The sequence below is a fragment of the Algibacter sp. genome, from assembly GCF_049667265.1.
GTDB lineage: Bacteria > Bacteroidota > Bacteroidia > Flavobacteriales > Flavobacteriaceae > Algibacter_B.
The window spans coordinates 14,500-27,151 of the sequence record NZ_JBATHX010000354.1 but is presented as its reverse complement, the minus strand read 5'-3'; the positions used below and the strand labels follow the sequence as shown (position 1 = coordinate 27,151).

General features: G+C 32.9%; 10 protein-coding genes. 1 reads left to right on the top strand and 9 read right to left on the bottom strand.

Annotation, left to right across the window (positions count from 1 at the left end):
• The coding region (locus WBN21_RS12540; RefSeq protein WP_424200788.1) for a carboxypeptidase-like regulatory domain-containing protein at window positions 1-863 on the bottom strand (863 nt) is incomplete at its 3' end.
• A gap of 135 nt (window positions 864-998) precedes the next feature.
• Here WBN21_RS12540 and WBN21_RS12535 point away from each other — a divergent pair.
• Window positions 999-2,048, top strand: a complete 1,050-nt coding sequence (locus WBN21_RS12535) for an endonuclease/exonuclease/phosphatase family protein (protein ID WP_424200786.1) — start codon at window positions 999-1,001, stop codon at window positions 2,046-2,048.
• Between the two features lie 6 nt (window positions 2,049-2,054).
• Here the strand turns inward: WBN21_RS12535 and WBN21_RS12530 are convergent, their stop codons facing one another.
• The 8 genes from WBN21_RS12530 to WBN21_RS12495 all read right to left on the bottom strand — a co-directional run bounded on the left by WBN21_RS12530 (window position 2,055) and on the right by WBN21_RS12495 (window position 12,430).
• Window positions 2,055-2,492 carry a hypothetical protein gene (locus WBN21_RS12530; RefSeq protein ID WP_424200784.1) on the bottom strand — a complete coding sequence of 146 codons (438 nt, stop codon included), beginning with the start codon at window positions 2,490-2,492 and terminating at the stop codon, window positions 2,055-2,057.
• Between the two features lie 100 nt (window positions 2,493-2,592).
• On the bottom strand, window positions 2,593-3,942 hold the full coding sequence (locus tag WBN21_RS12525; RefSeq protein WP_424200782.1) for an endonuclease: 1,350 nt from the start codon (window positions 3,940-3,942) through the stop codon (window positions 2,593-2,595).
• Window positions 3,943-4,023: 81 nt separating this feature from the next.
• A complete protein-coding gene (locus WBN21_RS12520) occupies window positions 4,024-5,094 on the bottom strand; it encodes a hypothetical protein (protein ID WP_424200780.1) in 1,071 nt (356 codons plus the stop codon).
• Between the two features lie 11 nt (window positions 5,095-5,105).
• On the bottom strand, window positions 5,106-7,649 hold the full coding sequence (locus WBN21_RS12515) for a TonB-dependent receptor (RefSeq protein ID WP_424200778.1): 2,544 nt from the start codon (window positions 7,647-7,649) through the stop codon (window positions 5,106-5,108).
• 156 nt (window positions 7,650-7,805) lie between these two features.
• Entirely contained in the window at window positions 7,806-9,428 is a 1,623-nt protein-coding gene (pgi, locus tag WBN21_RS12510; RefSeq protein ID WP_424200776.1) for a glucose-6-phosphate isomerase, read from the bottom strand.
• 3 nt (window positions 9,429-9,431) lie between these two features.
• The gene (locus WBN21_RS12505) at window positions 9,432-10,766 is read right to left on the bottom strand and encodes a peptidoglycan DD-metalloendopeptidase family protein (protein ID WP_424200774.1); all 1,335 of its coding nucleotides are present in this window, start codon (window positions 10,764-10,766) and stop codon (window positions 9,432-9,434) included.
• Window positions 10,724-11,641, bottom strand: a complete 918-nt coding sequence (locus WBN21_RS12500) for a tryptophan 2,3-dioxygenase family protein (protein ID WP_424200772.1) — start codon at window positions 11,639-11,641, stop codon at window positions 10,724-10,726. Before WBN21_RS12500 ends, WBN21_RS12505 begins: the two co-directional genes overlap by 43 nt.
• Before the next feature lie 6 nt (window positions 11,642-11,647).
• A complete protein-coding gene (locus tag WBN21_RS12495; RefSeq protein ID WP_424200770.1) occupies window positions 11,648-12,430 on the bottom strand; it encodes a DUF3108 domain-containing protein in 783 nt (260 codons plus the stop codon).
• Window positions 12,431-12,652 lie beyond the last annotated feature (222 nt).

Below are 12,652 nucleotides of genomic sequence, written 5' to 3'. Positions count from 1 at the left end.
ACGGAAGTGAAAAAAGAATTTGAGCTATAGCTTGTGGCATCCTGATAGCCTTCATTTCCCCAGCGTCTCCCAATAGAAACCGTATATGCCCAATTATCTTTTAAAACTCCAGACGCATGAGTTGCCATTAACCGATTGGTATAACTCCTGTTGGAAGATGAATACGTTAATCGGCTCCCAGGTCTAGCCTTTGAAGCTCTCACGTCAATATTGGTTGTACCCAAAACGCCACCAAAATTATAATTTGAAGGTGTTAGTCCCCAAGTCAATTCTTGATTACGCAATACATCATTTAAGCCGCCCCAATTACTCCATTGTGGCCTACCATTATAGGTTTTATTCATTTCGATACCATTAATTAAAATAGAACCGTTATTTGAATCTAAACCACGAACGCGAAAAAAGGAAGAACTAAACTCGAAAGCAGCAGTTCGCTGAAAAATATCTAATGAAGAGGCTAATAAACCTGAAATATTATCTGAGCCGCTCACATCATCATTCAATTCATCATCGGATAACGTTATCGTAAATAAGTCGGCTGTTTGTGCAGCGTCCTTTTCTAAAATCATGTCTGTGATATTCACCGTTTCTCCTTCATTCACGGTTATAGGATAGCGCTTAGAAATGAATCCCGTTTTTGAAATTCTTAGAATTTGTTCTCCTAATGGGATATTTTCTTGAAAAACAAAAGTTCCTAGAGCGTCCGTTAATAAAACTAAATTTGAATTTTCGATGGAAACTGAAACCCCTTCAATGGGTTCAAATGAAAGTGCATCCAAAACACTACCTTTAATCAAAGTGTCTTGAGCATTGATGGATATGGTAAAAAATCCGAATAAAAAAATGAGGGTTATTTTATTCATAATTATCTTTATGACACAATAAATGTGAAATAGTAACTTGTAAAAAAGTGAAAATTTACAACATTTATTGCAAACGTTTAACTTTGGCGTAAGTTTTGTATTATATTACTGATGAAAAATGCTTTTGTTAATTCCATGAATTTTTTAAAATTTAGTATTTCTATTATATTTTTAAGTGTGTTTATAACTGTAAATGCGCAAGACAAAAAATTTAAAATCCACACGGTGGCATTCTACAATTTGGAGAATTTATTTGATACGATAAATGATCCTACAAAATTGGATGAGTATAGCCCAATGATGGAACTTAAAACGAATCGTGAAGATGCCTATTTACAAAAGATAAGGAATATGGCGCGCGTCATATCTGAAATTGGCTCGGCTGAAACCCATAATACACCAGCCATTTTGGGCGTTTGCGAAGTAGAAAACAAGGAAGTTTTAGAAGCTATTGTAAATGACTCCCTTTTACACCAAAAGGATTATGGTATTATTCATTACGATTCGCCAGATGTTAGAGGTATTGATGTGGCACTTTTATATCAAAAAAAATTATTTACACCAATTAGCACAAGTTCCCATACTTTAAGGCTTTATGATGAGGATAATCAAAATAGAATCCACACCAGAGACCAATTATTGGTAAGCGGTAAATTGGAAGATGAATTGATTCATGTTATTGTTAATCATTGGCCTTCTAGGCGCGGCGGAGAACAGAGAAGCCGGCCAAAGCGAGTTGCGGCCGCAAAACTAACAAAACGTCTTGTTGATTCGCTTCAAATAATTAATCCATATGCTAAGGTAATTATTATGGGCGATTTAAATGACAACCCTAATAATACAAGTGTAAAATCTGTTTTAAAAGCTAAAAATGAGAAGCGAAAAGTAGGTTTAAAAGGTATTTACAATCCGTTTATAAATTTCTATAAAAACGGGTTAGGCACAACCGCTTATAGAGATTCCTGGAGTTTATTTGATCAAATAATGATTACAAAACCTTTAGCTGAAAAAGATTATTCGACTTTTCAGTTATACAAAGCTGCTATTTTTAATAAGCGATACTTAATTGATAAAACTGGCACTTATAAAGGGTATCCGTTTAGAAGTTGGTCCAATGGTGGTTTTAGCAATGGTTTTAGCGACCATTTCCCAGTTTATATGCACCTAATTAAAGCGGTTGATTAAGTCTTTCTATCCTAACCAAGTACTCCAAGGAATTCTAGATAAGAACAAGACTAATGCTATACTATAAAATATAGCTATCGTTTTTAACTTCCCATTGGATGTTAGTTTCTTTTTATGTTTTGAATAGCCGATAGTGATTAACGCAACGGCAATAATGTTTACAAATGGATGCTCGACTAAATATAATCGCGCAACAGAATTACTCATTACTTTTCCACCTAATTCGCTCCATAATTCTAATCGAGGAGAAACAAAATACAACACCAATCCAATTAGCAATTGAATATGAGATACTATAAGCGCAAATAATGATTTTCTAAAATCGGTTGCTTCATATTCCTTATCGCCTATTGTTTTTATAATGGCATTTATTGTGGCTATTATTAAAATAATTAGCACTAAATATGCCCAATAAGAGTGAAGTGTTTTTACAACGTCGTACATAAATCAATGTTTTTATTTCTGAATAACAAATGTAATAATTAAAAACATAAAAAAACCGCTTCAATTTGAAGCGGTTTCAAATAATTCTAATTCTTATATTTTACTCCCATTTGTTTTCTGCAGCATCACCACCCCAAATTAAAGTGGCTAGATAAGCATTGTCTATAAAAGGGTTTCTATTGCCTTGTGCGGCATATATGACGTTGTTTCTTTGTTCCTCGAATGCTGAAACAGGGTCTTCAACATTCCATTTTAAGAATAACTCCAAAGTTCCAACTTTAGAAAATGTTTCGCCATATCTAATATTTAAATATAAAACCATTCTTGCAACGTCGCCTTTCCATTCATCACCTGGAAACCAAGTTTCTCCTGTTAGTTTATAAGTTCCGCTTCCATCAACAAAAGGGTAATTGCTTCTATCGCTGTTAATCGTATCATCGCAAGCTCTTAAATGGTGTAAATCTGTTACTGCATCAGTTGAAGTTAATCTAGATTGCGGATAAATGTGCTCTGTATTAAAGGTTTGAGGAGTATATGCATTTGTTCCCGAAGTGTATTCTTCCCAATATCTACTTTCTCCAGAATACATCAAAATTACATTATCTGAATTACTTAACTCAGCATCTGCATTATATAAGTGCTGATGCCTTTGACTGTATGATAAAATGGTTGTATGATTTGTTATTGTATGGTTTTCTAACTCTTCAAACATTAAATTTGAATCATCAGAAAATATAACCCCATCATAATAATCAACTAATTCAAAAGGTATATTAAAGTATAAAGGCGCAATTACTGTAATTGTAACTGTAGCAGTAGCGCATGAATTTGTTGGACTATCATCATCACAAATGGTATATGTAAACGAATCTTGCCCTAAAAAATCATTTGGTGGCGTATATGAAACTGTTTTATTAAAATTTAAAACAACAGTTCCAAGAGTGCCAGTATTGTCAATTGAACTTAAAATAGCATCATCTATGGCAGAATCATTCTCTAAAAGATTAGCAATAATTTTTGTACTATTTTCTAAAACATTTATAGCGTCATTTTCTGCTGCAGGATTACCTTCATCAGTTACAGTAATTGTTACAGTTGCAGTTGAGCAAGTTGCAGGACTATCATCATCACATAGTGTGTATGTAAATGTATCCTCTCCAACAAAACTTTCTTGGGGAGTGTACAAATAATGTGTTCTTTCATCGGAAACGGTACCTCCATTTGCAGTTACTAATTCAAACGTATTTATTCTGGCATTATCAACTACCGTGTCATTACTCAATAAAGTGCTTATTTCTAGGGCTTTCCCTTCTTCTGTTGTAAAAGTATCATTTACTGCTACAGGCGTCCCATCTTCAGTTGGTTCCTTTGGAGGTGTTGAATCATCACCGCCAGAAGAACTACAACCACTAATGATTATTGTACAAATTAATAAAATAAGTTTTTTCATAACAGTTATAAAGATATTAAATTTTGAGGAAAAAAAACCACCTCATTTGAGGTGGTTTTTATTTTTAATTAAAGCAGAAAACTACTCGTTCAGAATATATTCACCACCAGATTTAATGACTTTCATAGTATAAATAGCAGCCGCCCCATTATATACGTTATAAGATACTACATATTTTTGTCCTTCTTCATCGCTAGGGAAATTGTTAAGTAAAATGGTATTTATTTTACCCAATCTAACTTCAATAGTTTCTTCGGCTTTTCCAGCTCTTACATCAAAATTAGCATAGTACCCATTATCAACCAAATCGTAATCAGCTTGCGTTAAAGTATATTTAATAGTGTTATCCGGCACCCATGTAGTTCCATCATGACCAAACTGAATTGTTTCTGTTGCTACATTAGTATATGCAGAAAAAGCAGTTCCATCAAATATATAAGCTGCTGTATAACTTTCAGTTACACCACCTCCAACATATAATTCATACATTGCAAGAACAATATCACCAGCACTTTTAGGGTTATATTTATAAACATCTAATAAGGCTACTGGAATTTTAGTATTTGCTTCATCTTCACTAGAAAAATTAGGGTACCCTTCTCCCATAGCTTTATACTGATCTTCTGTAAAACCTGTGAATTTAACCCACTCACCATCTTCATAAGCAAAACCATCTGTTAAAGTGCTTTCTCCACCTGCATAAAATCGGTATTTTAAAGATACAAAATCACCTTCATCAGGAGTTGGATAAGTGGCATCTAAATAGTTATAAATATGATAATCTCTATCAAAATTACCATAAAAGTTTCCAGTTATAGCGTTATGTTCATCATCAGATAATTCATAAATTGCTGCTTCATAAGTTTTAACAGGGTTATACCATTTAAAAGTTACTAAAGCAGATGATCCATTACCCCAAACTGGGTATAAATCAGCCAATAAACCTGGGATATCTGATTTAGCATCATCTACAGAGTTAAAATTACCGTAGTTTAATTCTAAAGTTTCATAATCATCATCAGTTAGTTCATAAACAACATCACCAACTATATCGGTCTCAACAGCATCTATTTCGCTGTTAATATCTTCCATAGGATTACAGCCAGTAAAAACTGCTCCTATAATTACTAAGTAATAAATTAATTTTTTCATTTTTCTTTTTTTTAAAATTTAAGTTTTGCACCAATACTAAAAGTTCTTCCATAACCATAGTAAACTAATGCTGTATTTGCATTACCATCAAAAGCATCCGTAACATATTCTGTATCAAAAATATTATTCATACGAGCTGTTAAAGTAGTATCAAAAGGTCCGAAATCGAAATCGTGGCTAATAATTGCGTCAAATAATCCATAATCAGGTAATTTCCATGCATCTGGAGCACCATCTACCCCACGATCACTAGGATCATAATCTGCATAAATATCTCCAAAGAAATTATAATCAACAAATAATTTTGTTTTAGATGTAATTTTATATTTAGCTCCTAATGCCATTGTTGTTTGAGCTGCATCACCAACATGTAAACCTTCGATAAAAAGATCTACGGTTGTAATTAAATTTTGATCTTCATCAAGTATATCAACACCTGTTACATCATTATCCCAAGTCCAATCTCCTAAAGAAACCATTCCTGTAAATTCTATCTTATCTGAAGCTTTATATTTAAAATCTACTTCCACACCTTGATGAAGCGCATTTACCCCTAAAATATTAGCAAAAGCGTTTGTACCATCTGGTTGTTGGAAACTTACTGTTTCTGTTCTATCACTCCAAGACGTTCTATATAAGTTAACATTTGCAGAGAACTTGTCACTACGGTATCCATATCCTAACTCGAAACTTGTAATTTTTTGATTTTCTGCATTTTCATTGATATGCTCGTTGTCAAAATTTTGGAATACTGCGTCAAAATCCGCTGCTTTTTCAAAATAACCAACGTTAGCAAATACGTTATGGTTATTATCAATTCTATAATTCCCACCTCCTTTAACACTAAAACCAAAGAAATTATACTTATCTGTTTCTTGTAATGGATCGCTATCTAAATAATTAAAATAATCAACTCTTTGGTAAGATGTATTTGAAGCAGCTAATGAAAGAAACGTATTAAAATCCTCATTAACATCGTATTCCAATTGAGCAAAAGCTCCTAACCAACCAACTAAACCGTCGTTGTAGTAACTTCTTTTATCTCCTACTTGTAAAGCAGCATTAGGATTGTTCACATTAGCATCATCAAAGAGATACTGTCCTCCTAATAAATCAGTAACTTCAGAAAAGTGAATTCCTTTATAATTTCTATAATCCAAACCTGTTAACAACACTAAATCATCAGAAAGGTTTGTTTTTAAAGTAGATAATACACCATACCAATTATGGTCATTACGAGAAGCTCTTAAAGCAGTCTCAGAACCATTTGCTCCTGCTGCGATATTTTCATCTACAATTCTATCAAAATCTAATGGTCCATAAAGGCCCGTTCTATAATCACTATATCCCGTAGAATCGAAACCGAACTTATAAGTTCCAGCAGTTCCTCCGCCACCACCAGAACCGAATGATGCATAAGCAACTGTTGAGATGCTTGTATTATCATTTAAATCCCAATAATGGTTTAAAGACATTTGAGGTTTGTTATAAAAATTATCTTCTTGATGTGTTACTTGTCCGTTTTTGTAACCCCAATCTGCATTAAACTTTCTACCACTCTCACTTGCTCTATAAGTACCGATAGTTTGTCTGTTTTGTCTTTGACCGTGACGTTGTTTTGCACCAAAAGCAGTAAATGATAATTTATGAGCATCATTAATTTCTTTAGAAAGGTTAACAAAATATGATACCCCTGTAAATTCAGTTCCATCAACATAACCATCTCCATCTGTTTTTGCAGCAGAAACTGTTGCAGCAAAACCTTTTTCACTTAACCCAGTTGAGTAAGTCATTCCAAATTTTTTGTAACCATCATTTGCTATAGAAGTGAAAACATTCCCGCCTTCTTCAACATCAGATGTTTTTGTAATAACATTTATAGTACCGCCAATTGAAGGTACAGCAACCTTAGAAGCTCCAAGCCCTCTTTGTACTTGCATTGAAGATGTTACATCTCCAAGGCCAGCCCAGTTAGACCAATAAACAGCACCGTTTTCCATATCGTTAACAGGAATACCATTAATCATTACAGCAACGTTTTCAGACTGAAATCCTCTAATACGAGTTTTAGCATCTCCATATCCACCACCTGTTTTTGTAGTATAAATACCCGGTGTTGAATTTAAAATTTCAGGAAACTCTTGTGTTCCTAATTTAAGCTCAATTTCATCTGCTTTTATAGTAGAAACAGCAACAGGTGTTTTTCTATCAACTGCTACAGAAGCAATAATTTGAACTTCTTCTAAACCTACTTGGCTAGAAGTTAATGCTATTCTCCCAATACTTTTATCGCCAGAGAAAGCCATTGTTTTAGAATTATACCCAATGTAAGATATTACTATATCTCCAGAGGATGATTTTGTTTTGATGGTAAAATTTCCATCAAAATCTGTAGTAACACCATTAGTAGTGCCTTTCTCAATAACATTAGCTCCTGGAAGTGGAATATTAGATCCTTCTTCAACAATGGTACCTGAGATTGTACTTTGTGCCATAACAACTGCTGAAAACAACAATGCTACAGTAAACATTAAAAAATGCGTAGTTTTTTTCATAATTAATTGTTTGAAATTAGTCGACGCAAAAATACACATAATTCATGTATTAATATTAACTAATTATTAACAAATAAGATAGTTTTTAACAATAAAAAAGGCGATAACATTATTATTGTTATCGCCTTTTACATATTTCTTTAAGAATAATTTGCCTTATTTTGATTTTTCCTTATAATAATTCAATAAATTATTAGTTGAAGAATCATGTTCATTATTTGCGCTATTATTAAATTCTTGTAAAATTTTTGAAGCTAATTGCTTTCCTAATTCCACTCCAAATTGATCATAGCTAAAAATATTCCAAATAATACCTTGCACAAATATTTTATGCTCGTACATCGCAATTAGTTTTCCTAAACTTTCTGGTGATAACTTATTAATATAAATGGTATTTGTAGGTTTATTACCTAGGAATACCTTAAATGGAATAATAGCCTCCTCTGTGCCTTCAGCAATAACCTCAGCTTTCGTTTTACCATTTAACAGAGCTTCTGTTTGGGCTAAAAAGTTGGAAGTTAATTTATCTTGATGATCTTGATTGCCGTGTAATGATTTTGCAAAACCAATAAAATCGGCTGGAATTAATTTGGTTCCTTGATGTATTAATTGAAAAAATGCATGTTGTGAATTGGTTCCTGGTTCGCCCCAAATAATAGTTCCCGTTTGGTAATTAATTGGGTTTCCATTTCTATCCACACTTTTACCGTTACTCTCCATGATACCTTGTTGCAAATAGGTTGCAAACTGGTTTAAATATTGAGAATAAGGAATAATTGCTTCACTTTCTGCTCCAAAAAAGTTATTGTACCAAACACTAATAAGTGCTAAAACTACTGGTATATTTTTATCGAAATCTTCATTTTTAAAATGTTCGTCCATTTTGTTAGCCCCTTTAAGTAAGCTATCAAAATTTTTGTAACCAACAGCTAAACTGATGGTTAAACCAACGGCACTCCAAAGTGAAAAACGACCTCCAACCCAATCCCACATTGGGAAAATATTGTTTTCGTCGATTCCGAAACCTTTTACATTTTTAATGTTCGTAGAAACGGCCACAAAATGTTTTGCTATCGCATCATTTGAAGCTGATTTTAGAAACCATGCCTTTAAAGTATTCGCATTTGATAATGTTTCTTGAGTAGTAAATGTTTTTGAAACAATAACAAATAGTGTTGTTTCAGGATTTAATTTTTTTATTACTTCATTTACATGATCGCCATCAACATTACTTACAAAGTGCGTTGTTAATTGGTTTTTATAATACTGCAATGAATCTACAACCATTGCTGGCCCAAGGTCTGATCCTCCAATACCAATGTTTACAACATCTGTAAATGCTTTTCCTGTATAACCCTTTCTAACACCATTTACTACCTCATTAGTAAAGCCTTCTATTTTTTGCTTAACCTCATATATTTCTGGCATTACATTTTCGCCATCAACTTTAAAATTTGCATTTTTAGGAGCTCTTAAAGCAGTATGTAAAACGGCTCTTCCTTCTGTTTCATTAATTATTTCACCTGAAAACTGGCTTTTTATAGCGTCTTTAAGTTTCACATCTTTTGCTAATTCCAAAAGGTATTTAAATGTTTCCTCAGTTATTCTGTTTTTTGAAAAATCAACATAAAAGTCATCCCATTTAATGGTAAATTTATTTGCTCTATTTTTATCTTTGGCAAATAAATCTTTCAAGTGAACATCTTTAACTTCTTTAAAATGTTCTTGTAATTTTTTCCACGAGTTAGTGGTCGTTGGGTTTATAGTTGGTAGCGCCATGAATTAATGGTTTAATGAAATTAGGTTTTCGGTTTGTTTTAATTTGTGCTCTGGTTGATTTTGCTCCTCAAAAACGTCTTCTAAAAAATGAATATTATCTAGCTGTGTTTTAATAGGTTCTATAAATTTTAAAAACTCTACTTTTAATGAATCTGAAATTGGCTTTGCTTCTGGCAATTTCTGTTTAAAAGGATCTACTTCTTTTCCGTTTTTCCAAAAACGATAACAGACGTGAGGTCCTCCTGTGTTACCGGTCATACCTACCCAACCGATAACATCACCTTGTTTTACAAAATCCCCAACTTTAGACTTCCGCTTTTTCATGTGAAGATATTGCGTTTCGTATGTGGCATTATGTCTAATTTTTACGTAATTACCGTTACCACCTCGTCGTTTTGAATCAATTACAGTTCCATTTGCTGTTGCCATAATAGGAGTCCCTATTGGTGCGGCAAAATCAGTTCCTCTATGCGGTCGCAATTTAAAACCATAAACCGCAATACGTCGTTTTAAATTATAACGTGATGAGATCCTGCTAAACTTTACAGGTGCTTTTAAAAAGGCGCGACGTAAATTTTTAGCATCTTCACTAAAATAATCTACAATTCCTTTTGTTGAATCTGTTACAAATTCAAAAGCATAAAAAGGCTCTTTATTATGCTCAAAATATGCTGCTTTTATGTTGTGTACACCTGTATAAATGGTGTCATCAATAAATTTATCTGTATAGATAACTTTAAACCTATCTCCTTTTTGAAGTCTTCTAAAATCAATAGTCCATGCATAAATATCATCAGCCATTTTATAAGCTAACCTAGGACTTAATCCCTGCTCTTGTAAAGTTTCAGAAATATTATTATTTATAATTCCAGTTGCTGTTTTTTCAATATAAGTAATTGGCTTTCTACTCGTGTAAGCGTGAATTGAATCTTGGAAATTTATAACCACATATTCTTCCAAATTAGGCTGATAAATGAAACATTTTGGCGTTTCTAAAGAATCTTTAGAGCATAAAAGCGTGTATGGTTTCCCTACTTGTAATCGTCTAATATCAAATGTATCTTTAGCTTTTTCAGCAATATTGAAAATTGTTGGGTAGCCAATATTGTTGCGTTCTAAAATCTCACCAAAACTGTCACCTCGTCGGATCGTATCTTTTTTAACAACATAGTCATCCACATTAAAACCAAACTCAAAAACTTCTTTTGGTTCTTCAATAAATTCTACAATTTCTTCAACTTCCGGTTTTACGTCATCTTTACACCCAAAGATGAATCCTAGTGATAATACTATTATTAAATATCGGTTCCCCACGTTTCTTTTTCTTTCTCTGTCCATAAATCTGGAAAAAATATTCTTTTTTGATATTTTGGGTGCATATACTTTACCCATTCGCTTCCACCCGTAGCTTCGGCAGTTTTTCCGTTAATATTTAAATAATGGTTTGCTGTATTATAATGTGCCATTACCCATTTTATATTTACTGTATAATCATAATGACGCATGGCTTTTATCAAATCTTTATTGGCCTGGTCTTTTTTAGGCAAGGTTTTAAATTTACTCCACAAATTATTGTTTTGATAAAACTTAGTAAATCTAATAAATTCATCTTTATAACGTGCTTCAAAAGCAGATAAAGTATAGGTTTTTTTTCCTGTTTTATAATCTTTCCCTGCAGCTTGCCAATACAAATGCTCAAAAGCATGCTCGTAAGTAGAATTTCTATCAATAGTGTCCCTAAAACGTTTATCAATAAGGTTTATAAGCTCGGTAGATGCAAACTCGATTTTTCGGTATTGCGCACTTTGAAAACCACTTGCAGGCGTTAATGTGGTTCTAAATTTATTGTATTGATCCACATCCATCCCATCTTTCATAATGCTAAAAGAAGAAGTTAACACATCAAAATAACGGCTAATTCGCATTAATTTACTCGAGAAAGTATCCGTATTTAAATCGCTATTATTAGCAATCTGGCCCATTTCAGAAAGCACCATTTTAAATAGCAACTCATTAACCTGATGATACATAATAAACACATTCTCGTCAGGAAAAACAGTACGTTGTACTTGCAAATTTAATAATGCATCTGTTTGAATATAATCCCAATAATTAATGGGTTTACTATGAAGTAAGCCTTCTAAATGTACCTCAACATCTTGATCAATGGCTTCGTATTTTTCTTTAATCCGGTCGGTTATCTTAGAGTTCAAAATGTCTTAATTATTAACAACTATTTTAAAAGGATGTTTGAGTCCCTTAAATGCTTCTAGGTCTGCTCTTAAAGACCCAACAGCCAAGTCTGCTTTGATGCGTAAAGGTACTTTATTTTTGTCTTTTGACACCCAAAGTGTTAAACTTTCTTCCTCTTTAAAAACGCGGCCTGCCATAACATAAGGCCTGAATTTTAAAGACCTAACATCTCCAAAATCAGTTTCAATAGTTTCTTCACCAAGGTATTTTAATTTAAAACCATAATTTTCTTCATCAAAAAACATATCAATCTTTACCTCATCGCCTATTTTTAATTTGCTAATATCTAGGTTATTACGCAAATAATAGAAGGTAGACACCATATCTTGAATATTAGGCTTGGTATCAATTACCTTTTGTGTTTTATGCTTTTTATCATTTACGTGCGCTTTATTATTTTTTTGGTCAAAATCTATTTCTAAATCCTTGGTATGCCCTCCTTCATCAATGTTTCTAACAAATTTATACGGTAATATGGTTTGTTTATCAAAATAGCTTTCATACCTATCTTTAACTTTAAAAAACCATTTAATCATGCCTGTAGTCCAACCTTTTCCAACCACATGATACACGTCTTTACCGCCTAATTTTTCATCTTTAACGGTAAGTGTTGCGTTTCCAGCCTTTAGCCAATTGCTATAACTCATTTTAAACTTAAACCATTCGCCATCTTCAAAAGCCGATTCCTTCTGGGCAAAAGTAGTTTGCATAGTTAACACAGCGATACCTAAAAGTAGTAGTTTTTTCATTGTATTGGGGTAATTGGTATGTAACTCTTGTTATTACATTTTATTGTTTCAAGTAAGAAATTACAATTACTGTTCCAAAAATAAAAATTTTATTGTATTAGCCGTAGTTAAAGGCATTATAGTTCTGTTACATTAACATAAATTAACGGTTTGTCTGTATTTATTGGGGCGCCTGCCTGCCGGCAGGCAGGTTACCACAAGGGTCAGGCTATTCGTTACAAG

Coding starts and splice junctions, on each gene's coding strand:
- WBN21_RS12515 (WP_424200778.1), bottom strand. CDS start 7,649: ATGAAAAAAACTACGCATTTTTTAATGTTTACTGTAGCATTGTTGTTT.
- WBN21_RS12520 (WP_424200780.1), bottom strand. CDS start 5,094: ATGAAAAAATTAATTTATTACTTAGTAATTATAGGAGCAGTTTTTACT.
- WBN21_RS12535 (WP_424200786.1), top strand. CDS start 999: ATGAATTTTTTAAAATTTAGTATTTCTATTATATTTTTAAGTGTGTTT.
- pgi (WP_424200776.1), bottom strand. CDS start 9,428: ATGGCGCTACCAACTATAAACCCAACGACCACTAACTCGTGGAAAAAA.
- WBN21_RS12530 (WP_424200784.1), bottom strand. CDS start 2,492: ATGTACGACGTTGTAAAAACACTTCACTCTTATTGGGCATATTTAGTG.
- WBN21_RS12495 (WP_424200770.1), bottom strand. CDS start 12,430: ATGAAAAAACTACTACTTTTAGGTATCGCTGTGTTAACTATGCAAACT.
- WBN21_RS12525 (WP_424200782.1), bottom strand. CDS start 3,942: ATGAAAAAACTTATTTTATTAATTTGTACAATAATCATTAGTGGTTGT.
- WBN21_RS12505 (WP_424200774.1), bottom strand. CDS start 10,766: ATGGACAGAGAAAGAAAAAGAAACGTGGGGAACCGATATTTAATAATA.